The organism is Rhodanobacter hydrolyticus (assembly GCF_044904645.1).
In genome coordinates this window covers 4,046,936-4,071,350 of record NZ_JADIKK010000008.1, presented here as the reverse complement: position 1 = coordinate 4,071,350, position 24,415 = coordinate 4,046,936, and the positions used below count along the sequence as shown (strand labels likewise).

Here is a 24,415-nt window from a genome sequence, read left to right as displayed (position 1 = left end):
CAACGCGCTGCACGTCACAGACAAAACCGTCTGCTATAGATAAATGCACGTCGGCTTCGGAGAAATGCCCCGTAGCCGACCGAACGCATGCATCACCTCTTCATAGGTGCTCATCGACTTGCCACGGCCAGGGCAAATACTGCTACGCATGAACTGGACACGCTCCCCGGATCTCACACCATCGACGAGTATTTCCGCACCGTCAGCGACGTCGTCATGGATGACACGCAGCCGATGCCAGAAGCCGATAACGGCAAGTTCCTGGCGGAATGCATCTACCTGAATTCGGGTGACATGAATGTGCTGGTCCAAGGCAACACCACCACACGACAGCTCTGGACTACACGGACTGACGCGGTAATGGACATCGCCGGAGCCGTCCGGCAGGACATCCGGCGTGGTCAATTCACTCTTTTGAAGATTCGGTAGCAGGAACATCCTGTAATGCTCCCCTCTGCCATCCGACGCCAGGACTTCGGGTTGCTGCATCTGACGATGCAACTCAGGGCCAAGAAACATGCGGATGGGATCGAAACTGCGTGGCGCTTCGTCTGCCACCGCCAATCCAAGCCCCATGAGCAAAAAGAAAGCTGCTCCCCTTGAGGGGAGCAGCTTGGTAAACACGCACATCGCGGTCCCGATGTGCGTAGGTCACTCACTTCTTCGCGAACAGATGTTCCACGCCCGCGCGCTCCTCGCGCAGTTCCTTGTTGGTGGCGTCGATGCGCGCCTGCGAGAACGCGTTGATCGCCAGCCCCTGCACGATGGCGTACTTGCCGTCCTTCACCGTTACCGGGTAGCCGAAGATCACGCCGGGCTCGATGCCGTAGGAGCCGTCGGACGGGATGCCCATCGACACCCAGTCGCCCTCGGCCGTGCCCAGCGCCCAGGTGCGCATGTGGTCGATCGCGGCGGAGGCGGCGGAAGCCGCCGACGAGGCACCGCGCGCCTTGATGATGGCCGCGCCGCGCTGCTGCACGGTGGGGATGAAGTCGCTTTCGTACCAGGCCTGGTCGACCAGCGACAGCGCCGGCTTGCCGTCCACGGTGGCGTGGTGCAGGTCCGGGTACTGGGTGGAGCTGTGGTTGCCCCAGATCGTCATCTTCTTGACGTCGGTGTTGTGCTTGCCGGTCTTCTCGGCCAGCTGGCTCATGGCGCGGTTGTGGTCCAGGCGCACCATCGCGGTGAAGCACTTCGGATCCAGGCTCGGGGCGTTCTGCTGGGCGATCAGCGCATTGGTGTTGGCCGGATTGCCCACCACCAGCACCTTCACGTCGCGCTTGGCGTGATCGTTCAGCGCCTTGCCCTGCGGAGCGAAGATCGCGCCGTTGGCTTCCAGCAGGTCCTTGCGCTCCATGCCCGGGCCGCGCGGACGGGCGCCGACCAGCAGCGCGTAGTCGACGTCCTTGAAGGCCACGTTGACGTCATCGGTGGCGACGACGCCGGCCAGGGTCGGGAACGCGCAGTCGTTGAGTTCCATCACCACGCCCTGCAATGCGGGCAGCGCCGGGGTGATTTCCAGCAGGTGCAGGATCACCGGCTGGTCGGGGCCCAGCATGTCGCCGGCGGCAATACGGAACAGCAAGGCGTAGCCGATCTGGCCAGCGGCGCCGGTAACGGCAACTCGAACGGGGGCTTTCATGGACGATGACTCCTCAGGTGGGACTTGCAGTACATCTTTCGCGGAAGCGCCCCATGCGCGGTAGCTCACGGCTGGTCGCGCAAATGGCGCGCTTCCACAGGGTTTGGTCAGGCGAGTTCGGCGAAGAACTCCTGGATGCGTTCGATGCCGGGTTGCAGCTGCTCGAACGGACAGGTGTAGGAAATGCGCAGCGCGCGCGGTTCGCCGAAGGCCGAACCCGGCACGCAGGCCACGCCCTTGGCGTCCAGCAGCGCGGCGCAGAATTCCACGTCGTTGGTGATCTTCGTGCCGGAATGGCTCTTGCCGAATGCCACGGAAATATCCGGGAACGCGTAGAACGCGCCCTGCGGTCGCGGGCAGCTGACGCCCGGGATCGCGTTGAGCCCGTCCATCACGATGTCGCGCCGCCTGGCGAACTCGACGCACTTCTCGTGCGGGATATCCTGCGGACCGCTGAGCGCGGCCACGGCGGCGGCGGTGATCACTTCCGGCACGCTGGTGATGTGGTTGGAATTGAGCGTGGTGATGGCCTTGGCCACGCTTTCGGGGCCGGCGATCAGGCCCACGCGCCAGCCCGGCATGCCATAGGTCTTGGAAACGGAATCGACAAAGACCAGGCGGTCCTTCAGCTCCGGCTTCGCGAACACGAAGTTGTGGTAGCCGATGCCGTCGAACACCATCGTGTTGTAGATGTCGTCCGTGATGATCCACGTATCGGGATGCTTCGCCAGCACGTCGGCCAGCGCGGCGATTTCCTCGCGCGTATAGACCATGCCCGTGGGGTTGGACGGGTTGTTGAACAGGAACACCTTGGGCTTGCGCGCCAGCGCGGCGTCAAGCTGCGACGGCGTGAGCTTGTAGTTCTGCGCCGGGCCGCAATGCAGCACGTTGACCTTCGCGCCCACGATGTCGGCGATGTCGTGGTAGGTGGTCCAGTACGGCGCGGCGAAGGCGATTTCGTCGCCCTCGTCCAGCATCGCCTCGGCCAGGTTGTACAGCACCTGCTTGGCGCCGATGCCCACCGAAAGGTTGGCATGACTGTATCCGCTGAAACCCAGGGCTTCGATGTGCCTGAGGAAGGCATCCAGCAGCGCATCCGCGCCGCGGTTGCTGCCGTACTGGCCGCTGTCGTGCTTGAGCGCCTCGCGCGCGGCGGCATACACGTGTTCGCCGGGCAGGAAGTTCGGCACGCCGATGGAGAAGCTGATGATGTCGCGGCCGGCGGCCTTGAGCTGCTTCGCCTTGGTGGCGATGACCATGATCGCGCTGGGTTTGGCGCGGCCGACACGCTTGGCAAGCTGGGGCATGGCTTCCTCTGGATCGTGGGGAGGGGATCGTCGGATTTCGATGCAGCGAACCCTGCGATTTTAGCATGCGGCGCCGCATCAATCGCTTGCGGCAGGAATTCGTCCTATCGCCCTCGTCTGATCCTGCTGGCATGATGCCGGCGCCGCCAGACCAACCGGCGGTGGACAGCATCCGGCCTTTCCACTCGAAGATTCAGACTGCCTGAGGGGTAATGCGCATGTTCCATATCATATGGTCCATCATCGTCGGCTTCATCGTTGGCGTGATCGCACGCTGGATCGTGCCCGGTGCCGAGCACTACGGGTTCATCATGACCACCGTGGTGGGCATCGTGGGCTCGCTCATCGGCGGCTTCATTGCCACGCTGTTCAGCAAGCCGGAGCCTGGCTCGAAGTTCCACACCGCCGGGTTCCTCATGTCGATCGTCGGCGCGTGCATCCTGGTCTACCTGCTGCGCTTCGTCAGCGTCTGAGCACGCCACAAAGGAAAAGCGCGGCAGGCTGCCCTGCCGCGCTTTTTCATTTCCATCCTTTTATGAGGAGTGCGGCCATGGATGGCCGCCCGTGTGATCCACGCAATCAGGGATGATCGCAAAAGCAACATCGCCACGGATGGCCGCCCGTGTGATCCATGCGATCAGGGACGATCGCAAAGATCACCCACCGTGTGCCGCGAGCAGCCGCTCGGCCAGGCCGCCCAGCGCTGAGAGATCGAAGCCGCCGCCTGCCGGGGCCTGGCCGTCGGGAGTGACGTGGTCCACCGCATGCGGCAACACCTGCGCCAGCTGGCCGATCAACTGGCCCGGGTCCACGCCCAGCTTGCCGGCCGCGTCCTGCACCACCGAGCCCAGGCCACCGTTCTGCAGCGCCTGCCCCAGCTGCTCGGCCGACACCGGCTGGTTCGCGCCGTTGCCGATCCACGACTGCACTGCTTCGCCAAGACCATGCTGCTGCAAGGTGTTGGCCAGACCCTGCACGCCACCGGCCTGCTGGATCAACTGGCCGGCCACGTTGACCAGCGACGATGCACCGCCTGCCTCACCCTGACCACCGCCAAGCAAGCTGCTCAAATTGTCGAGTAGGGACACCGCTGATCTCCTTTCGTTGAGGTTTGATGAGGAGCCGGACAAAGACGCCGTGCCGGCGTGGAGCAAGAACGCGGGCACCCGGCGGGGGCCCGCGCGTGGGGATCAGCCGCGCGCGTCCAGCGTCTCGTTCCATTCCTGCACACGGTCGGCCTTGGCAGCGAGCAGCGTGTCCACGTCGCCTTCCACCGTGACCTTTTCGATGGTGTCGTTCTGGCGGATCGCATCGACCACCTGCTGGTCGTTCGCATCCACCACTTCACCGAATACGCTGTGCTTGCCGTCGAGCCACGGCGTGGGGCCATGGGTGATGAAGAACTGGCTGCCATTGGTGCGCGGGCCGGCGTTGGCCATGGACAGCACTCCCGGCTTGTCGTGGCGCAGCGAGGGGTGGAACTCATCCTCGAAACGGTAGCCCGGGCCGCCGCGGCCGCTGCCCTCCGGGCAACCGCCCTGGACCATGAAGTCGGCGATCACGCGGTGGAACGACAGGCCGTCGTAGTAGCCGCGCTTTGCCAGGTTCACGAAGTTCGCCACGGTCAGCGGCGCCTTGTCGTCGTGCAGGTTCAGGCGGATCGGGCCGCGGTTGGTGTGCAGGGTGACTTGGATGGCCATGGCGTTCCTCGGCTGGGTTTCGGAATCGATGTGCCGCCGCGCGGCACGTGGGTCGCGAAGAATAGCGCAGGTCGGAAGCGCGAGCGGAATGCGGCCCAAGCGCGTATAATCCGCCAGTTCCCCTTACCGAAACCTGCGTGACGACCCCGCGTCGCCCGAGCCCCGCCCATGTCCATCGAAAACCTGCGCAACATCGCCATCGTCGCCCACGTCGACCATGGCAAGACCACTCTCGTCGACCAGCTGCTCAAGCAGTCCGGCACGCTCAACGAGCGCACCGTGCTGGCCGAACGCGTGATGGACAGCAACGACCAGGAAAAGGAGCGCGGTATCACCATCCTGGCGAAGAACACCGCCATCACCTGGGAAAACAAGAAGACCGGCACCAAGAACCGCATCAACATCGTCGACACCCCCGGACACGCCGACTTCGGCGGCGAGGTGGAGCGCGTGCTGTCGATGGTGGACACGGTGCTGATCCTGGTCGATGCGATGGACGGCCCGATGCCGCAGACGCGCTTCGTGACGCAGAAGGCGTTCGCGATGGGCTTCAGGCCGATCGTCGTCGTCAACAAGGTCGACCGTCCTGGCGCCCGTCCGGAGTGGGTGGTCGAACAGGTGTGGGATCTGTTCGAGAAGCTCGGCGCCAACGACGAGCAGATGGAATTCCCGATCGTCTACGCGTCGGCGCTGAACGGTTACGCCTCACTGGACGAGAACGCCCGCGAAGGCGACATGACCCCGCTGTACGAAGCGATCATGCAGCACGCGCCCAAGCCGGACGTCGATCCGGAAGGTCCGTTCCAGATGCGCATCAGCCAGCTGGACCACAACAACTTCGTCGGCGTCATCGGCATCGGCCGCATCCAGCGCGGCACCCTGAAGAAGGGCATGCCGGTCGCCGTGATCGATCGCCATGGCAAGAAGCGCCAGGGCAAGATCGGCCAGGTGCTGGGTTTCCTTGGTCTCGAGCGCATCGAGCAGGATTCCGCCGAAGCCGGCGACATCGTTGCCATCTCGGGCATCCCCGAGCTGACCATTTCCGACACCGTCACCTCGCTGGACGTGCCCGAAGCGCTGCCGGCGCTGAGCGTCGACGAGCCGATGATCAGCATGACCTTCCAGGTCAACAACTCGCCGTTCGTCGGCAACAAGGATCTGTCGGGCGGCAAGTTCCTCACCAGCCGCCAGCTGCGTGAGCGCCTGGATCGCGAGAAGGTCCACAACGTGGCATTGCGCGTGGAAGACGGTTCCGACGCCGACAAGTTCCTGGTCTCGGGCCGTGGCGAGCTGCATCTCTCGGTGCTGATTGAAAACATGCGCCGCGAAGGCTACGAGCTGGCCGTGTCGCGTCCGGAAGTGATCATCAAGGAGATCGACGGCCAGAAGATGGAGCCGATCGAGCAGTTGGTGGTCGACATCGAAGAGCAGCACCAGGGTGGCGTGATGGAGCGCCTGGGCATCCGCAAGGGCGACCTGAAGAACATGGTGTCGGACGGCAAGGGCCGCGTGCGCCTTGAGTACCTGATCCCGGCGCGCGGCCTGATCGGCTTCCAGAACCAGTTCAAGACCCTCACCCAGGGCTCCGGCCTGCTGTTCCACGTGTTCGACCATTACGGCCCGTACACGCCGGTCGCGATCGCCAAGCGCCTCAACGGCGTGATGATCGCCAACGCCGCCGGCACCACTCCCGCCTACTCGCTGGGGCCGCTGCAGGAACGCGGCAAGCTGTTCGCGGCGGAAGGCGACTCGGTCTATGAAGGCCAGCTGGTCGGCATCCACGCCAAGGACAACGACCTCACCGTCAATGCGATCAAGCCCAAGCCGCTGACCAATATGCGCGCTTCCGGCAAGGACGATGCGATCCAGCTGACCCCGGCGACCAAGTTCTCGCTGGAGCAGGCGCTGGACTTCATCGACGACGACGAACTGGTCGAAGTCACGCCGAAGGAAATCCGCATGCGCAAGAAGCACCTCACCGAGAACGATCGCAAGCGGGCTTCGCGCGGCTGAGCGAGTTGGTCAACATGCTGATGCAAAAGGCTGCCGCAAGGCGGCCTTTTGCATGATGGGAGGGCTTACGACCTGCTTTTCGAAAGCGTATCTTCAGCGGATCGCACGCCGGCATCTGCTCGTCGTGGACAAGTCCGCCTACCCCATCCTCACCAGGAGAACCCGCCATGCAGACACATATCCAGGGCACCACCATGCCGGTGCTCGAAGTGCAGCTCGATCCCGGCGAAAGCGTGTTTGCCGAAAGCGGCGAGTTATCGTGGATGAGCGCCTCGGTGCAGATGACCACGCACACCCAGATGGGCGGCGGCGGTGGCCTGCTCGGCATGTTCAAGCGCGTGGCTGGTGGCGGCAGCCTGTTCATGACGGACTACCGCGCCGTGCAATCCCCTGGCGTGGTGGCGTTCGCCACCAAGGTGCCCGGCCATATCGTGCCCGTGCCGGTGGCGCCGAACAGCGAATACATGGTGCATCGCCATGGCTTCCTCTGCGCCACGTCGCAGGTCAGCATCGGCGTTGGTTTCCAGCAGTCGCTGGGGGCGGGCATCTTCGGTGGCTCCGGCCTGCTGCTGCAGCGGATCAGCGGTACCGGTACGGCCTGGCTGGAACTGTCCGGCGAACTCATCCAGAAGGACCTGGCCCCCGGCGAAACGCTGCGCGTGCATCCCGGACACGTCGGCGCCTTCCAGGCCTCGGTGAACTTCCAGATCACCACCGTGCCCGGCATCCGCAATGCCATCTTCGGCGGCGACGGCATCTTCCTGGCAGCGCTCACCGGCCCCGGCACGATATGGCTGCAGACCCTGCCTATTTCGCGCCTCGCCCACCAGATCGCCGAATACATGCCGGGCGAAGGCAATCGCGCGGCATCGACCGGCATCGGTGCCGGCCTGCTTGGCGGAGTCATCGGTTCGATGCTGGGCGGCGACAACAACTAGGGCTGCACCGAGGGCACGCAGGGCTTTGCCGCGGAAGACCGCACGAAATAGCGACGCGACGATCACGCCACGCCGTTCTGTCGCCTCGATCGAAGGCCGCCGCGAGGCGGCCTTCATGCGTCATGGTCCCGACTCGACCGCTTCGCATCAGCAGTGATTCAGGCGCGTAAGCCTGCTGCTGTGCAAAGCGCCTTGCGCAGTCTGGCTGAACCCGCAAACCCAGCCGTCCAGATGCGTTGACAGCCCTGCAGCCCGCAACTACAGTGCGCCCGCCCTCAGTCCGACTGATGGCTCCTTTGGCCACTCCCAGCGAGAAATGGACAGTTATCCCAGTCGACGCGCCGGCAACCGCAAGCATTTGCGGACGCTGGCGTTCAACAACCCGATGAGCGTACGCGACCGCCTGCGGTCGGCTTTCGTCTTTCTCGACTGAGAGACGGGCCGCCGCCGTGCGCCGCGTGCGCATGCAGAGGCGAGCCCATGTTTCACCGCTTCACTTCAAGAACATCGTGCCCGACGCATCCGCGCCGGGTGTTTGAGCGCGCCTGTCATCGTTTCGACATGCGGGCACTTCAGAGTCCGTGTGCGATCCCCAAGCACCCCACGCCGGGAAGCTGTTTGCGCGCAGGCCAAGGAAGAGCGAAGGAGTGGTCGTCCGTCCACGACCGAGTGATGACGCAGGCATGCGGGCAAACAGACCTGGCCCGAAGGGTTGCCATCGAGTGGCCACCACGCGGCAGCGCGTGGCTTCACCTGCCAGCCAGGCAGGCGCTGCGCCACGCGCCACCACCTGACGGCCACTCGATGACAACGCGGGGTATTTGGGGATCGCACACGAACGCTCAAGCTCCGGCCTGCTTCGTGATGGATCATGGAGGCCACCATGCCTGACGACAGTAGACCTCCCTCTGCGCCCCATGCCGGCGCGGTTCAAAACGGTTCCGTTCAGAGCGGTTCCGTCTCAAACGATTCCACACCACACCGGATCGAAGCGTCCGGCGCGATGCAGGGCTGATGCCTGCTTGCATCCGCCCTCGCCCGACCGGGCTGCATCGGATGCCAGTCATGTTCAACACGTTCTCCCGTCCGCGCGCTGCCGCCTGCACACTCGCTTTCACCCTCGCCTGCCTGCTTGGCGGTTGCTCGCACGACGAATCGGCGCAGGAAGCGGCGCCCGCCTTCGTCGTCCACGGCCAGCAACTCGAAGTACCCGCCGATTCGCCATTGCGCAAGCGCCTGAAGATCGCGCCGGTGGACATGCACCAGGCGCCGCACGAACTCGCCTTCCCCGCCAACGTCGAAGCCGACCCCGCGCACATGGCCAACGTGCTGCCCGCGCTCACCGGCCGCGTGGTCTCGCTGGACGTGAACCTAGGCGATCACGTGCAACGCGGCCAACTGCTGGCGGTGATCGACTCCGGCGATCTCGCGCAGGCCTACGCCGACGTGGACAAGGCGCGCGACGCCCTGAACCTCGCGAAGAAAGCGCTGGACCGTGCGCACGGCGTGCAGCAGGCCGGCGGCGCAGCGGTGAAGGATCTGGAAGCCGCGCAGAGCGGCTACGTGCAGGCCGAGGCGGAATACCGGCGCGCGCAGACACGCCTCGACGCACTGGGCGGCAACGCCGACGCCAAGGGTGCATCGCGCCCGATGCAGGTGCGCGCCCCAATCGACGGCACGATCACCGTGCTGTCCATCGCCCCCGGCGCCTTCGTCAACGATGCCACCGCATCGATGATGACCATCGCCAACATCGACAAGCTGTGGATCACCGCCGAGGTGCCGGAAGATGCGCTGGGTCTGGTGAAACAGGGCCAGCCCGCCACGGCCAGCGTGCCGGCGTATCCGGGCCGCGTATTCCACGGCACCGTGTATTCCGTGGGTGCCGTGCTCGATCCTGCCAGCCGCCGCGACCCGGTGCGCATCGCGATCGACAACGCCGACCACGCGCTGAAGCCCGGCATGTACGCCACCGCCAGCCTCGCCGCGGCGCAACCGGCGCAGGTGTTTGTGCCGGAGTCCGCACTGCTGATGAACAACGATAGCACCACCGTGTTCGTGGAAGTGGCGCCGTGGACGTTCGAGCGCCGCGCGGTGGAACTGAGCTACGACGAGAACGATGGCGCCCGCGTGCTGAAGGGCCTCAAGGCTGGCGACCGCGTGGTCGTCGCCGGCGGAGTGCTCCTCAATGATTAACCGCATTATCGAATTCTGCTTCCACAAGCGCTCGTTGTGCTTCGTGGTCGCCATCCTCGTCGCGATCTTCGGCTGGTACTCGTGGACGCAGCTTTCCATCGAGGCCTATCCCGAACTCAGTGCCGTCACCGCACAGGTCACCACGCAGGTGCCCGGCCTCGCCGCCGAGGAGATCGAGCAGCAGATCACCACGCCGCTGGAACGTGCGCTGGCCGGCACGCCGGGGCTGGTGCACATGCGCTCCAGCAGCACCTTCGGCCTGTCGCTGATCACCCTGGTGTTCAAGGACGGCAGCGAGGATTACTGGGAGCGCCAGCGCGTGACCGAACGCATCGGGCAGGCACAGCTGCCGACCGGCATCACGCCCAGCCTCGACCCCGTTTCCGGACCGGCCGGCGAGATCTACCGCTACACGCTGGAATCGGACACGCAGAACCTGATGCAGTTGTCCGAGCTCAACGACTGGGTGGTGATCCCTGCGCTGGAAAGCGTGCCCGGCGTGGCCAACGTGGACAACTTCGGCGGCTACACCAAGGAATTCCAGCTGGTGCTCGACCCGGCCAGCCTGCTGCGCTACGGCGTGAGCGTGAGCCAGGTGATGCAGGCGATCACCGCCAACACCGCCAACGCCGGCGGCGGACGCATCACGCGCGGCGAGCAGAGCTACATCGTGCGCGGCATCGGCATGGTGCACTCGCTGAAGGACATGGGCGACATCCTGGTCAGCCAGTCGAACGGCCAGCCGGTGAAGGTGCGCGACCTCGGCCAGCTGCGCTACGGCCACCAGGTGCGCGAAGGCATCCTCGGCAAGGACAGCAACCCCGACACCGTCGAGGGCATCGTCGACCTGCTGAAGTACCAGAACCCGTCCGAGGTGCTGGTGGACCTGCACGCCAAGGTCGGCGAGCTCAACAAGCAGCTCGCGCTGAAAGGCGTGAAGATCGTGCCCTACCTCGACCGCGACGACCTGGTGCACGCCACCACCGACAAGGTGTTCCACACCGTGATGGAAGGCGTAGGCCTGGTATGCCTGGTGCTGATCCTGTTCCTCGGCAGCCCGCGCGCGGCGCTGGTCACGGCCACGGTGATCCCGCTGTCGCTGGTGACAGTGTTCATCCTGATGCACCTCACCGGCATGAGCGTGAACCTGTTTTCCATCGGCGCGATCGACTTCGGCGTGATCGTGGACGGCGCCATCGTGGTGACCGAGGCGATCCTGCTGCGCCGCGAAGCCAAGCCGGACGAGGAGCTGGCCAGCGCCGACGTGATGGCCGCCACCGCACAGGTGGGCAAGCCGATCTTCTTCGCCACGCTGATCATCGTTACCGCCTACCTGCCGCTGTTCGCCTTCGAGCATGCGGAAGGCAAGCTGTTCCGGCCGATGGCATTCACCGTGGGCTACGCGCTGCTGGCCGCCTTGCTGTGCACGATCACGCTGATCCCCAGCCTGGCGTGGCTCGCCCTGCGCAAGCCGCGCAAGCCGTTCCACAACAAGCCGCTGGAGCGGCTGCATGCCGGCTTCAAGTCCAGCCTTGGCCGACTGCTGCAGCACCTGCGCGTCGCCTACATCGCCGCGGGCGTGGCGCTGCTGGCGGTGATCGTGCTGGGTGCCACGCTGGGCCGCGCCTTCCTGCCCACGCTGGACGAGGGTTCGCTGTGGCTGCAGGTGCAGATGCCCAGCGGCCTGTCGATGGACAAGGCCAGCGCGATGGCCGGCGACCTGCGCCGCGTGGTGCGCAGCTTCCCCGAGGCGTCCTACGTGGTCACCCAGATGGGCCGCAACGACACCGGCACCGATCCGTGGACGCCCTCGCACATCGAAGTGGCGGTGGGGCTCAAGCCCTACGACAGCTGGCCCGGTGGCGAGAGCAAGGCTGCCTTTGTGGAGAAGTTCCAGGCGAAACTGGCGCACGAACTGCCCGGCATGACCGTCGGCGTCAGCCAGCCGATCAGCGACGGCGAGGACGACATGGTCAGCGGTGCGCACAGCGCACTGGTGCTGTACGTGTACGGCGACGACTTCAAGCAGATGCGCCAGCTCGGCGGCCAGATCGTGGATACGCTGAAGTCCATTCCCGGTACCGAGGCGTCGATCTTCCAGGACCCGCCGATCCCGCAACTGGTGATCGCGGCGGACCGCGATGCCGCCGCGCGCTACGGCGTCAATGTGTCCGACATCAGCAACCTGATCCAGACCGCCATCGGCGGCGCACCGATCACGCAGGTGTACGTGGCCGACCGCATCTACAACGTCACCGCACGCGTCTCTGATACGGTGGCGAACAATGCGGAAGCCATCGGCAGACTGCCGCTCACCACGGCCAGCGGCGGGCAGATTCCGCTGTCGCTGGTGGCACACATCGCCTATAAGACCGGCGAAGGCACCATCGCCCACGAGAGCGGCAAGCGCGAGCTGTCGATCACCGTCGACAACGACCGGCTCGCGCTGTCCAAGCTGGTATCGCAGGCACAGGCGCTGATCGCGCAGAAGGTGCATTACGACCCGCTGGCGTACCGGCTCGAATGGGCCGGCACCTTCCAGGAGGCCGAACGTGCACAGGCGCGGCTGATCGTGGTGCTCGGCATGGTGATGGCGCTGATGGCCGTGCTGCTGTTCGGCGAATTCGGCAAGCTGCGCCAGGCGCTGCTGGTCCTCGGCGTGGTGCCGCTGGCGACGCTGGGCGGCCTGATCGCGTTGCACCTGCGCGGAGAGACCTTGAACATCGCCACTGCGGTGGGCTTCATCGCGCTGTTCGGCGTGGCGGTGCAGAACGGCATCATCATGGTGGCCAACATCAACCGCCTGCGCACGCAGGGCACCGCGCTGGCGCAGGCCGTGGTGGAAGGCGCCTCGGAGCGCTTCCGCCCGGTGCTGATGACCGCCACCGTGGCCACCATGGGCATGCTGCCCGCGGCACTCGCCACCGGCATCGGCACCGACGTGCAGCGCGGCCTCGCCACCGTGGTGGTGGGCGGCCTTGCGATCGCCACCCTGCTCACCCTGTACCTGCTGCCCGCGCTGTACTTCGCGATGGAAAGCCGGGTTGAACGCCGGCATCCGCCGCGCACCCCCAGCCCGGTTCCCGCGCAAGGCATCGTCCACTGACTCATGAGGGGCTAGATCAACTCGCTTTTTTTTGCTCGTCATCCCAGCGAAAGCTGGGATCCAGCGCCTGCGATCTCTTGAATGCAAAGACACTGGATTCCGGCTTTCGCCGGATTGACGAACAAAAACAAAAATCCCGTACATGCGTCGCGCTCGTGTACAGCGCGCCGCCACAGGTGTTCGCATGAAGACACTCATTCTCTGCACATTCCGCACGCTGCCTCTGCTGGCCGGCGCCGCCTTGCTCGCCGGCTGCATGGTCGGGCCCGACTATCACCGCCCCGACGCACCGAAGGACGACCGCTACACCGCACAACCGATACCGGCCACCATCGGCCAGAGCGGTGACGCGCAGCACCTCGTCGCCGGCATGGACGTACCGGCGCAGTGGTGGACGCTGTTCCGGTCGCCGCAACTCGACGCACTCATCAGGCAATCGCTCAAGGCCAACCCCGGGCTGGACGCCGCGCAAGCTGCTCTGCGCCAGGCACAGGAGGCACAGGCTGCCGGCAAGGGCGCCCTGTTTCCGCAGGTCACGGCCGATTACAACGTGAACCGTCAGCGCGTGGCCAGCACGCTGGCCAGCCCCGCCGCGTCCAACGCCTACTACTACACGCTGCATACCGCGCAGCTCGAAGTATCGTGGGCACCGGACCTGTTCGGCGGCAATCGCCGCCAGCTGGAAGCATTGCGCGCGCAGACCGACGTGCAGCGCTTCCAGTTGGAAGCGGCGCGGCTCAGCCTGACCTCCAACGTGGTGGTTGCCGCGATCCAACAGGCCGGATTGCGTGCGCAGGTCGAAGCCACGCAGAAGATCATCGCCATGCAGCAGGAAACGCTGGATTCCTTCCAGCGCCAGCTCAAGCTGGGACAGCTCGCGCCATCGGACGTGACCGCGCAAACGGCCACGCTGGCGCAGACGCAGGCCACGCTGCCACCGCTGCAGAAGCAACTCAACCAGCAGAACGACGCCATCGCCGCGCTCCTCGGCCAGTCGGCCGCCGATGCGTCGGTAACCAGCTTCAACCTCACCGATCTGCATCTGCCCGATACACTGCCGCTCAGCCTGCCTGCGCAACTGGTGGCACAGCGCCCGGACGTGCGTGCCGCGGAAGCGCAGTTGCATGCGGCCAGTGCACAGGTGGGCATAGCCGTGGCCAACCGCCTGCCGAAACTCACGCTCAGCGCGAATGCCGGCAGCTCGCCCATGAACATCGACGATTTGTTCAAGGACGGCTCGGCATTCTGGAACCTCGCCGCGGACGTCAGCGAACCGGTTTTCAACGCCGGTACGCTGAAGCACCAGCAGCGCGCCGCCGAAGCCGCGCTGGACGAGGCCAAGGCGCAGTATCGCGGCGCGGTGGTCGCCGCCATGCAGAACGTGGCGGACACGCTGTATGCACTGAAGGCCGATGCCGATGCGCTGCAAGCCGCCCAGGTCGCCGAACAGGCCGCCAGGCACAGCCTCGACATCAACCGCCGCCAGTTCGACCTGGGTGACGTGAATCGTCTCGCTGTGCTGCAGGCCGAACAGACGTGGCAGCAGGCCGAGGTCGCGCTCGTGCAGGCACGGGTTGCGCGCTACAGCGACACTGCTGCGTTGTTCCAGGCCTTGGGCGGCGGCTGGTGGCAAGACCAGCACGACGAGGAAGCCGGCGCCAAATGATTTCTCCACGCAGCTGCTTCTCAGCCCGTCGTTCCAGCAAAAGCCTGACAAAGGCGCGTTGTGCGCGCGTTGAACAGCCGAAGGCTGATCCCGGCGAGGCGGGCGCAGCGAGTCATCCAGCGCCGTCGTACTCAAGGAGTCAAAGTCACCGGACCCCGGCTTTCGCTGGGGGGACGAAAGCTTTGCGAGGCTCTCGCAAGCGACGAACACCTTGCATCCTGCTCGCCGGCGCCCTCGCGCTGGCGGGCAATGCGTGCGCCGACGACGCGCCATCCTCCGCACCGTTGTTCGTGCCGCAGTGGCTGGGCGCGCAATACACCTTCGTCGACCAGCACCAGGGTCGCGTGCATTCGCCCTACTCCGGTCCGCTGAGCCTGCGACCGCAAGGCGATACCAGGCGCTCGGATACCTTCGGCGCCTATTTCGGCGTGGCGCTGCCCTGGCATCTGGCTTTCTACTTCGACGTGGAAATGTTTCGCGGCGGCGGCGTCAGCGGTGCAACCGGACTGGGCGGCCTGACCAACGGCGACGTGATACGCGCCGGCGTGGCCGGACTGAGCAACCATGCCTACGTGGCGCGCCGTTACCTGCAGTGGTCGCTGCCGCTGGGCGGCGAGAGCGAACCCGTGGAGCGCAGCCAGGATCACCTGCCCAGCACGCAAACCACGCAGCGCCTGGTGGCCAAGCTAGGCAAGATGGCGGTGAACGACGACTTCGACACCAACCGCTACGCCAACGGCACGCGCACCCAGTTCATGAACTGGGATCTGTTCAACGCCACGCCGTGGGATTTCGCCGCCGACACGCGCGGCTACACCGAAGGCCTGATGCTGGCCTGGGTCAATCCGGCGTGGACCTTGCGCTACGGTGTCTATCGCATGCCGTACCAGGCCAACGGCCCGCGGCTGGAGAGCGATCTCTCCCACGCACGCGGCGAACAGTTGCAACTGAGTCTTCATCCGCAACCGGGTGGCTGGGTGCTGCGCCTGCTGGCTTTCCGCAATATCGCGCGCATGGGGAGCTACAGCGAAGCCATTGCGCAGGCTATCGCCACCGGTGAAGTGCCGGACGTGCAAGCCACCGACGCCCCTGGCCGGCACAAATTCGGCTTCGTCGCCAACGGTGAGCTGCCGCTGGCAGATGGCGGAGAGACGGGCCTGTTCATGCGCGCCGGCTGGAACGACGGCCACACCGAATCCTTCGTGTTCACCGAAGTGGATCGCACGGTCAACGGCGGCTTCCAGCTTTCCGGCGTGCACTGGGGCCGCGGCGACGATCACATCGGCATCGGCTTCGCGCTCAATGCGCTGTCACCCCTGCACCGCGAATACCTTGAAATGGGTGGCAGCGGTTTCGTGCTCGGCGACGGCGCGCTGAATTACGCGCACGAGGAAATCACCGAGCTGTACTACAGCTACGTGCCCTTCGCGCACCTCACGCTCAGCCCGGATTTCCAGTGGATCCGCAACCCGGGTTACAACCGGGACCGCGGGCCGGCCGCTTTTGCCGGGGTGCGGGCGCATGTAGAGTTTTGAGTTGCGCCGAGGCCGTTCCTCGTCGCCCTCGATGCTCCGAAAACACATACCGGCAAACCGCTTGACCAGGTAGACCGGTACGCCCAGCATGCCGCGTACCGCCCGAACCGGGGCTCGATCGACGGCCAAGCCGCTCCCATGCCATCCAGCCCTGGCTACTCCGGGACACCATTGGCGCAGAAACTAGGCATAAAGCCCGGAAGCCGCGTCTGTGCGATCGGTGCGCCAGACAATTACATCGAGCTACTCGCGCCCTTGCCCAATGGCGTCGAATTCGAACATCGCCCTGGTCCGCTGACCCAAGTGGCACACGTCTTCGCAACGCAAAAAGCCGACCTTGCAAGGCAGTTGGTCGCCCTGCGCCAAAAGCTCGCTCCCCACGCAACGATCTGGGTGTCCTGGCCCAAGAAGGCCTCCAAGGTTCCCACCACGGTGACCGAAGACACGATCCGTGAACTGGCCTTCCCGCTCGACCTTGTCGACGTCAAGGTTTGCGCGGTCACGGAGACATGGTCCGGGCTCAAGCTCGTCGTGCGCAAAGAGCGGCGATGAGCTGCGTCGCCGATGCGTCCGGCTGCGGCAAGCTCTCCGTCAGCCGCATGCTGGACGCACGCTTGTGCGCGCCAGCACATCCATGACATGACAGAGAAAAGCGGTCCGTACGCTCAAATGCCGTACTTCTCGAACTTCGCGGCAATCTGCGGGTTGATCGCCTTGGCCGCGGCAAGATCGGCATTGCCCGCATCGGGCTGCCCGCTGCGTATCCGCGCCAGACCAAGGCCATAGCGCGCCCATGCCCAATGTGGCTGTTGCGACACCACCTGCTGGAAACTGGTGATGGCATCGGCATAGTCCTGCATCCGCAACTGCGCCAACCCCTCGCTTTCGAGATAGGCCGGAGTGGCGCCGTCGAGACTGATCGCCTTGCGGCAATCCTTCAGCGCCTTGTCGGGCAGCACATTGGCCAAGGCGCGCGCACGGCAGCGTTCGTTGAGCGCAACACCCAGGCCGTGATCGTTGCCGTGCAGGCGAATCCATTCATCGAGCAGAGGCAACGCCTCGGCGGGCTGGCCGGTCGTGTAGTAGAACTGCGCGATCACGCGGGACTGCTGCGACCCCGGCTGTGCCAGATTCTGCGCTGCCGCCACGTCGCTCTCCGCACCAGCCTTGTCCTTGCGGGCCAGTTTCAGCCTCGCACGCTGCAGAAGATTTCCGACGTCATTCGGATCGAGCCTGATGGCTTGATCGAGGTCGTCCATCGCAGCATCCGACTGCTTCATCGCCAGATGCACGCGCCCACGCGTGGCATACCAGTCCGCCTTGGCCGGCCCCATGCTGATGGCCTTGTTCAAATCATCCAGCGCCGCTGCCGTTTCACCGCGTGAGAGATAGGCTTGCCCACGCAGCGCGTAATCGTCCGCTGTCTTGGGCGCGTCCGCGGCACTCGCCGCTATGGTATCCGTGCCGCTGGGGGCCTGCCCCAGCGAGAACACGCGCCCGCCGTTGTAGGTGAAGTAAATCCGGCCCTGGCTGTTGGCGACGTAGATGTGATGCGCGAGGAAAAAATCCACGCCAAGCAGCATGTCGGGCGCATCGTTGCCAAAGCCGATGTTGCCATCCATCACCAGCACCTTGCTGTGGCTGATGGTTTCGGTGCCGATGGAATAGCTGTCGATGGGTACCAGCCAGCTCTGGAAGGTTTTCGCGCCCAAGCCACTCATGTGCCCGGAAGCTTTCACGTCGGGTGCGGACAGGTCGATGCCCACGCGCTCCGCTGCTTCACGCGTCATCATCGTCGTCTCGGCACCACTGTCGAGCAAGGCACGAATCTTCTTGCCGTTGATGACAACATTGACGAAGCTGCGGCGATCACGCTCGTTTCTGGAGGGCAGCAAATCCGCCATGCGGAAGTTGCCGTCCGTGACCCAGTAGGCCATTGCCATCGCGCCGCAGCCGTTGGGCTTCATCAAATGCAATTTGCCGTGCGCAAGGTCGATGTCGAGATCGACCACGTCGAGGAAATTGGCGCCGATGAGGCCCGAACCGGTGTCCGAGCCGCCGACCAGAAACTCGACGTTGTGCAGCGTGGCACCAAGCATGCTGAAGTCCTTGATACGCGCCAGTTCCTCGCTGAAGGTGCCGCCGATGCCTGAGCCGCGCATGCCGAAGGGCAGCATCGACGTGCGCAACTTCAGGTCAGCCGCGTTGGCCCGCGACATGGTGTTGAACCACGCGCCGGTATCGAGGAACAGGCGCGTGTTCTGGCCGTTGATCGACACCTCGGTGGTAGCCCGATTCCCCACCATCTCCACCGGCAACGCGCCGTAGTCGGCCACTTGGCAAGTACCCGCAAACGCACGGCCTTGCAGCAGCATGGCAATGCCGAAAAACAGAACGTGCGCTTTCCGAAGCATGTTCCCCCCTTGTGGTTCGACCGAGCCGCGCCGGATCGTGCGCGGATCGTAATGCAACTACGCCGGCATCTGCGCCCGCTCCAACGCCGCGATGCGCCGTTCCAATCGCGGCCCCAGGTAGCAATGCGAGCCGCACGGCAACAATCCGGCATTGCCGAATGCGCGCAGATACCAGCCCGGCGCCCGCGATACGAAACCGTGATGGTCACCATCCACATCGTCGCGGCTAGTGAACAGTTCGAGGAAGGCGATGCCTTCCAGCATCTCGACGATGCCGGCGAGACCGGCGCGGATTTCCGCAGGCTTGAGGTAATGCAGCACGTCGGTGCACACGATCAAGTCGAAGCGGGTGTCGAAGCGCAGGTGTTCGAGCTGGCCGAAACGCGCCAGGCCGATGTTGCGGCTGCGTCCGTAGCGCGCCACCACGTAATCGCTGGCGTCGAGTCCGCGATAGTCGATGCCTGGTCGCAAGGCGCGCAACGGCGCACGCCAGGTGCCCTCGCCGCAACCCACGTCCAGCACGTTGCGCAGCGGCCGGCCGAGGTAGTACTCCGCCTGCGCCACCACCATCGCCACCTTGCGCCTGAGTTCGGCGGCCGAGCCCACCGCGTGCGCGGGATCGCGGTACCACTTGTCGAAATAGGCGCGGTCGTAGGTCTTGGGCATCGCATGGCTCCGGCAGGACGGTGCATGGTAACCGCCACCACCCGGACGCAAGTTGATGCGAAACATGAATCGCCAGCGAATCCGTGCCGTGCATCGCGACACGGCGGTCATCTTCCGGGGCCCCTTCGACGTTGAACCCGTCCGACCCCTTCGCCGGAGAATGGACGCATGCCCGCCGCACCGATACGTCGCCGCCATGCACTTGGCCTGCTGCTCGGTTGCCTGCCCGTGCTGGTCTGCGCAGGCCAGGCCGCGCCTCAACGCATGGCCCCCGCCACGGTGACGGCCCAGGTGGATGGGCTTTCGCTCGCCGACATCGCCTGGCTGCGTCGCGATGGTTTCGGCCTGGACAGCGCCACCCTGGCGAGCTACCGACAGCTCGGCCGCACGCGTTTCCTCGATGAACAGCTGGCCGGCACCGACGACACGCTGCCGCCGCAGGTCGCCGCGCAGATCAACGCCTTGTCGGTGGTGAGTACGCCGCTGCCCGACCTGCTGGCGGATTTCCGCGACAGCCAGCGACGTTTCAAGGACATGCCCGCCGGCCCCGGAAAAGACGCGGCTAAGAAAGCGCTGCAACAGTATCGCCGCGACCTCGAGCAACAGGCCGCGCAAGCCGAGCTGCTGCATGCGGTGTATGGCGGCGACCAGCTCAAGGAACAGCTGGTGTGGTTCTGGCTCAACCACTTCAGCGTGTACGCGAACAAGGGTGCGGTGCGCGTGTTCGCCGCGAACTACGAGGAACAGGCGATCCGCCCGCACGCATTGGGCAAGTTCAAGGACCTGGTGATGGCCACGCTGACCAGCCCGGCCATGCTGGTGTTCCTCGACAATGCGCAGAACGTCAAGGGCAAGACCAACGAGAACTACGCCCGCGAGCTGATGGAGCTGCATACGCTGGGCGTAGGCTCAGGTTATACGCAGGCCGACGTGCAGCAGCTGATGCGCGTGCTTACCGGCGCCGGCATCGCTCCGCCGAAGGTGGCGCAACGCCTCGGCCGCTTCGGGCTGGCGCGCCCCGGCGTCGTGCGCGATGGCCTGTTCCTGTTCAACCCGGCCAAGCACGACGACGGCGACAAGACCTTCCTCGGCCAGACCATCCCCGGTAGCGGCTACGCCGAGATCGCACAGGCGGTGGACCTGATCGTGCGCCAGCCCGCCTGCGCGCAATTCGTCTCGCGCCAGCTCGCCGAGTACTTCATCGCCGACGAGCCTCCGGCCGCGCTGGTGGACGCGATGGCACGCACGTTCCGGAACACCGATGGCGACATCGCCGCGGTGATGCGCACCATGATGCTGTCGAAGGAGGCCGCCGCCGTGGACGGCCGCAAGTTCAAGGATCCGATGCGCTTTGTCGTTTCGTCGATGCGGCTGGCCTACGACGGCCAACCCATTCCCAACGCCGCGCCGCTGCAAAACTGGCTGCGGCAGATGGACGAGCCGCTGTACGGCCGCATCACGCCGGATGGCTGGCCGCTGGATTCGGCAAGCTGGACCGGTTCGGGCCAGTTGAGCAAGCGCTTCGACTTCGCGCGGGTGATCGGCAGCGGACGCAACCGGCTGTTTGTCGATGGCGACGCCAAACCCGCGGCACACGACGCTCCCGATCTGCAAGGCTCGGCGCTGTATCGTGACGCCATCGCGCCCACGCTTTCCGACGCCACCCGCGACGCGCTCGCCAAGGCGAAGTCGCCCACAGAATGGAACACCTTCCTGCTGTCCTCACCCGACTTCAACTATCGCTGATGTCCTGATTTTTGACCGTCATCCCGGCGAAAGCCGGGACCCAGCGACTTCAGGCCAAGTCGCAAGGCGCTGGATTCCAGCCTTCGCCGGAATGACGAATCGTGCCACGCCACCGTCGAGGTATCTGCCATGAACCGCCGCGAATTCCTGCTTGCCGCCGCCGGCGCCGCCGCCGCGTCCACGCTGTCGTTCTCCAGCCGGCTGTTCGCGGCTCCGGCAGGCACGCCACGCTTCCTGCTGGTGTTCCTGCGCGGTGGCTACGACTGCAACAACCTGCTGGTGCCCTGCGGCAGCGACTTCTACTACGAATCGCGCCCCACGCTGGCCATCGCCAGGCCCGACACGAACAACCCGGACAGCGCACTGCCGCTGGACGCCAACTGGGCGTTGAGCCCGGTGGTGCGCGATTCGCTTTACCCGCTGTGGCAGAAGAAGCAGCTCGCCTTCATCCCCTTCGCCGGCACCAACGACCTCTCGCGCAGCCACTTCGAGACACAGGACCATATCGAACGCGGCGAACCACTCGGCCCGGTGGCCAACTACCGCTCCGGCTTTCTCGCGCGGCTCTCCGGCGTGCTCAACAACGACACCCCGGCCATCGCCTTCACCAACAACCTGCCGCTGAGCTTCCAGGGCGCAGGCCGCGACATTCCCAACATCTCGTTGAAGGGCGATCCCAAGGCGCATTTCGACGATCGACAATCGGCCATCCTGGCCGGCATGTACAAGGGCACCGCGCTGGCGCAGGCCAGCGCCGACGGCCTCGCCCTGCCCAAGACCGTGTCCGACGACCTGCGCAACGAGATGGTGGCGGCCAGCCGCGGCGCACCCAGCGCGCACAACTTCGCTGCGGAGACGCGCCGCATCGCCACCCTGATGCGCGACCAGTACCGTCTCGGCTTCGTCGATATCGGCGGCTGGGACACCCACGTCAACCAGGGCAATACCAAGGGCGGCCTCGCCAACAATCTGAAGAACCTTGGCGAAGGCCTCGCCGCCTACGCCGATGCGATGGGCGATGCATGGAACGACACCACCGTGGTGGTGCTCTCCGAATTTGGCCGCACCTTCCGCGAGAACGGCGACCATGGCACCGACCACGGCCACGGCACCGTGCACTGGGTGCTGGGCGGCAAGGTGGCCGGCGGTCGCATCGCCGGCGAACAGCTCGCGGTAACCCAGACCAACCTGCTGCAGAACCGCGACTACCAGGTGCTCAACGATTACCGCGACGTGCTGGGCGGCATGTTCGCGCGGCTGTGGGGTTTGAACGGCAACCAGCTGCAGGCGGTGTTTCCGCAGGCCAGACCGAAAGATCTGCGGCTTGTGTAGGGGCGCCCTCTGTGCGCCATTGCCTTAAGCTTCGGTCAAGGCAAAAGCAATCGCGCACAAGGTGCGCTCCTACACCACCGCACGGATAGCCGCCATGCATTGCCGCGCACTTGTCTCCCTGCTCACGACCGCGACCCTGCTGCTCGCCGCATGCGCCAGCCAGCCTACGCAGGCCGGAGCGCCGACAGCGCATGGCGTATTCAACGGCAACGACCTCACCTGGCTGCGCCGCGACGGCTTCGGCGTGGACAGCGCGGACGTGACGCGCTATCGGAAGCTTGGCCGCGAAGGCCTGCTCAATGCACAGCTGGCCGACGGCGTGCCGGGCTCGCTGCCACCGCAGATCGCGGAGGCGATCCACGGCTTCGAGGCAACGAACACATCGATGCCGCAATTGCTAGGCGACCTGTACAACGCACAGCAGCAGGCCAAGGCACTGCCCGCGGGACCGGAGAAAGACGCCGCAAACAAGGCGTGGCAACAACACGGCAACGAGCTGATGCAGCAGGCGCGGCAGGCCGAGCTGCTGCAGGCGGTATACGGGCCGAACCAGCTCAAGGAACAACTGGTGTGGTTCTGGCTCAACCACTTCAGCGTGTATGCGCCCAAGGGCCGCATCCGCTGGGAGTTGGCCGATTACCAGCAGGAAGTGATCCGCACGCACGCGCTGGGCAAGTTCAGGGATCTGGTGATGGCCACGCTGGAAAGCCCGGCAATGCTGGAGTTCCTCGACAACGCACAGAACGCCAAGGGCCACGTCAACGAGAACTACGCGCGCGAACTGATGGAACTGCACACGCTGGGCGTGGGCTCGGGCTACACCCAGCAGGACGTGCAGCAGCTGGCGTTGATCCTCACCGGCGTGGGCATCGCGCCGATGGACGGCAAACCGCAACACTTCGACGCGAAGGCAGCGCCGCTGGTGGTGCAACACGGCCTGTTCCAGTTCAACCCGAACCGGCACGACTTCAGCGACAAGGTCTTCCTCGGCCAGCGCATCAAGGGGCGCGGCTTCGACGAGGTGAGGCAGGCGGTGGACATCATCGTGCGCCAGCCGGCCTGCGCACAGTTCATTTCGCGCCAGCTGGCGCAGTACTTCGTGGCCGACAATCCGCCGCCCGCGCTGGTGGCCCGCATGGCACAAACCTTCCGCCAGACTGGCGGTGACATCGCCGCCGTGCTGCACACACTGCTCGACTCGCGCGAACTGTTGACCAGCGGCAGGCAATTCATGGACCCCACGCGCTTCGTGATGTCCTCGGTGCGCCTGGCCTACGACGGCAAACCCATCGCCAACGCCCTGCCGCTGGTGTACTGGCTGGACCAGCTGGGAGAACCGTTGTACGGCCGCATCACGCCGGATGGCTGGCCGCTGGATGGCGCCAGCTGGACCGGTTCGGGCCAGCTCTCCACCCGCTTCGACATCGCCGCCGCGATCGGCAACGGCAACACCCAGCTGTTCACGCCGCCCGGCAGCAAGACGCGGCAGGCCGGCTTTCCCATGCTGACCACGCGGCTGTACTACGACGCCATCGAGCCGCACCTTTCCGCCGTCACGCGCGACGCCTTGGCCAAGGCGAATTCGCAGCAGGAGTGGAATACTTTCCTGCTGGCTTCGCCGGATTTCAATTACCGTTGAGGAAGCAGGTACAACGGCACGTCGGACGGAGGTTCGGAGATGGGGGCCGCCTCGCATCATCCGCACAGATGCAGCCATTTAGTCAGGAGCGGGATGGCCGTCCTCTTGCTCCTATCCCTTGCCACACCGCTTCAAGCTGCAAGCTCCGGCAATCCTGCCGGTCGATACCAGGCGGTTACCGAAACGGAATACAGCATCACGCTCACGCTGGATTCCACCGGTAAGGCCCGATATGAATTTGTCGGCTGGGAAGCCGACGGTTCAGCTCCGAAGCAACGGAAAGTGTTGTCAGGCACCTGGCATCACTCGGGTGGATTGCTCAGCTTGCAGTTTCCGCGCGGAAGGTTCGCGACCTACTCCATCGTGCCTTGCCTTTCGTACCACGAGTTCGGACAGCCCGGTTGTTCGGCTGGCCTCAACCTGGTTCATACCAATCTTGCGGATTACTACGGCCTGCAGCGATTCGGATTGTGGAAATCGGATTCTCTGTCGCGCAACACCAACCCCTGACTCTC

The 24,415-nt window shown here is 65.2% G+C and carries 19 protein-coding genes; 12 read left to right on the top strand and 7 right to left on the bottom strand.

The annotated features are described in order from the left end of the window. Positions 1-33: 33 nt before the first annotated feature. The 3 genes from ISP25_RS20730 to ISP25_RS20720 all read right to left on the bottom strand — a co-directional run bounded on the left by ISP25_RS20730 (position 34) and on the right by ISP25_RS20720 (position 2,949). Positions 34-624 (bottom strand): hypothetical protein, encoded by a 591-nt coding sequence (locus ISP25_RS20730; RefSeq protein ID WP_404616256.1) that lies wholly within the window; start codon positions 622-624, stop codon positions 34-36. Between the two features lie 31 nt (positions 625-655). Continuing rightward, positions 656-1,642, bottom strand: a complete 987-nt coding sequence (locus ISP25_RS20725; RefSeq protein ID WP_404616255.1) for a malate dehydrogenase — start codon at positions 1,640-1,642, stop codon at positions 656-658. 107 nt (positions 1,643-1,749) lie between these two features. Beyond that, on the bottom strand, positions 1,750-2,949 hold the full coding sequence (locus ISP25_RS20720; RefSeq protein ID WP_404616254.1) for a pyridoxal phosphate-dependent aminotransferase: 1,200 nt from the start codon (positions 2,947-2,949) through the stop codon (positions 1,750-1,752). Between the two features lie 218 nt (positions 2,950-3,167). Here ISP25_RS20720 and ISP25_RS20715 point away from each other — a divergent pair, with 218 nt between their 5' ends. Next, positions 3,168-3,422, top strand: a complete 255-nt coding sequence (locus ISP25_RS20715) for a GlsB/YeaQ/YmgE family stress response membrane protein (protein WP_192160511.1) — start codon at positions 3,168-3,170, stop codon at positions 3,420-3,422. Between the two features lie 183 nt (positions 3,423-3,605). Here ISP25_RS20715 and ISP25_RS20710 read toward each other — a convergent pair whose 3' ends face one another. After that, complete coding sequence (locus ISP25_RS20710) at positions 3,606-4,037, bottom strand: YidB family protein (protein ID WP_192160510.1); 432 nt, start codon at positions 4,035-4,037, stop codon at positions 3,606-3,608. A 102-nt stretch (positions 4,038-4,139) separates the two neighbouring features. Beyond that, positions 4,140-4,649 carry a peptidylprolyl isomerase gene (locus ISP25_RS20705; RefSeq protein ID WP_192160509.1) on the bottom strand — a complete coding sequence of 170 codons (510 nt, stop codon included), beginning with the start codon at positions 4,647-4,649 and terminating at the stop codon, positions 4,140-4,142. 168 nt (positions 4,650-4,817) lie between these two features. Here ISP25_RS20705 and typA point away from each other — a divergent pair, with 168 nt between their 5' ends. From typA to ISP25_RS20670, 7 genes are all read left to right on the top strand, one after another. Continuing rightward, positions 4,818-6,662: a translational GTPase TypA gene (gene typA, locus ISP25_RS20700; protein WP_192160508.1), complete on the top strand. Its 1,845-nt coding sequence runs from the start codon at positions 4,818-4,820 to the stop codon at positions 6,660-6,662. Between the two features lie 167 nt (positions 6,663-6,829). Further along, positions 6,830-7,600, top strand: a complete 771-nt coding sequence (locus ISP25_RS20695; protein ID WP_404616253.1) for a TIGR00266 family protein — start codon at positions 6,830-6,832, stop codon at positions 7,598-7,600. 1,065 nt (positions 7,601-8,665) lie between these two features. Beyond that, a complete protein-coding gene (locus ISP25_RS20690; RefSeq protein ID WP_404616252.1) occupies positions 8,666-9,796 on the top strand; it encodes an efflux RND transporter periplasmic adaptor subunit in 1,131 nt (376 codons plus the stop codon). Continuing rightward, entirely contained in the window at positions 9,789-12,902 is a 3,114-nt protein-coding gene (locus ISP25_RS20685; RefSeq protein ID WP_404616251.1) for an efflux RND transporter permease subunit, read from the top strand. Before ISP25_RS20690 ends, ISP25_RS20685 begins: the two co-directional genes overlap by 8 nt. Positions 12,903-13,086: 184 nt before the next feature. Next, on the top strand, positions 13,087-14,568 hold the full coding sequence (locus tag ISP25_RS20680) for an efflux transporter outer membrane subunit (protein WP_404616250.1): 1,482 nt from the start codon (positions 13,087-13,089) through the stop codon (positions 14,566-14,568). Positions 14,569-14,750: 182 nt separating this feature from the next. Continuing rightward, complete coding sequence (locus ISP25_RS20675; RefSeq protein ID WP_404616249.1) at positions 14,751-16,103, top strand: carbohydrate porin; 1,353 nt, start codon at positions 14,751-14,753, stop codon at positions 16,101-16,103. Between the two features lie 171 nt (positions 16,104-16,274). Beyond that, complete coding sequence (locus tag ISP25_RS20670; RefSeq protein WP_404616248.1) at positions 16,275-16,655, top strand: DUF3052 family protein; 381 nt, start codon at positions 16,275-16,277, stop codon at positions 16,653-16,655. A 113-nt stretch (positions 16,656-16,768) separates the two neighbouring features. On the opposite strand, the gene ISP25_RS20665 is transcribed toward ISP25_RS20670, so the two are convergent. Both ISP25_RS20665 and ISP25_RS20660 read right to left on the bottom strand, forming a co-directional pair. Continuing rightward, positions 16,769-18,478 carry an aspartyl protease family protein gene (locus ISP25_RS20665; protein ID WP_404616247.1) on the bottom strand — a complete coding sequence of 570 codons (1,710 nt, stop codon included), beginning with the start codon at positions 18,476-18,478 and terminating at the stop codon, positions 16,769-16,771. A gap of 96 nt (positions 18,479-18,574) precedes the next feature. Next, the gene (locus tag ISP25_RS20660) at positions 18,575-19,183 is read right to left on the bottom strand and encodes a class I SAM-dependent DNA methyltransferase (RefSeq protein ID WP_404616246.1); all 609 of its coding nucleotides are present in this window, start codon (positions 19,181-19,183) and stop codon (positions 18,575-18,577) included. A 168-nt stretch (positions 19,184-19,351) separates the two neighbouring features. On the opposite strand from ISP25_RS20660, the gene ISP25_RS20655 reads away from it, so the two are divergent. From ISP25_RS20655 to ISP25_RS20640, 4 genes are all read left to right on the top strand, one after another. Beyond that, on the top strand, positions 19,352-20,929 hold the full coding sequence (locus ISP25_RS20655; protein ID WP_404616245.1) for a DUF1800 domain-containing protein: 1,578 nt from the start codon (positions 19,352-19,354) through the stop codon (positions 20,927-20,929). A gap of 129 nt (positions 20,930-21,058) precedes the next feature. Then, complete coding sequence (locus ISP25_RS20650; protein WP_404616244.1) at positions 21,059-22,261, top strand: DUF1501 domain-containing protein; 1,203 nt, start codon at positions 21,059-21,061, stop codon at positions 22,259-22,261. 94 nt (positions 22,262-22,355) lie between these two features. After that, complete coding sequence (locus ISP25_RS20645) at positions 22,356-23,900, top strand: DUF1800 domain-containing protein (RefSeq protein ID WP_404616243.1); 1,545 nt, start codon at positions 22,356-22,358, stop codon at positions 23,898-23,900. A gap of 93 nt (positions 23,901-23,993) precedes the next feature. Beyond that, positions 23,994-24,410, top strand: a complete 417-nt coding sequence (locus tag ISP25_RS20640; RefSeq protein WP_404616242.1) for a hypothetical protein — start codon at positions 23,994-23,996, stop codon at positions 24,408-24,410. Positions 24,411-24,415 lie beyond the last annotated feature (5 nt).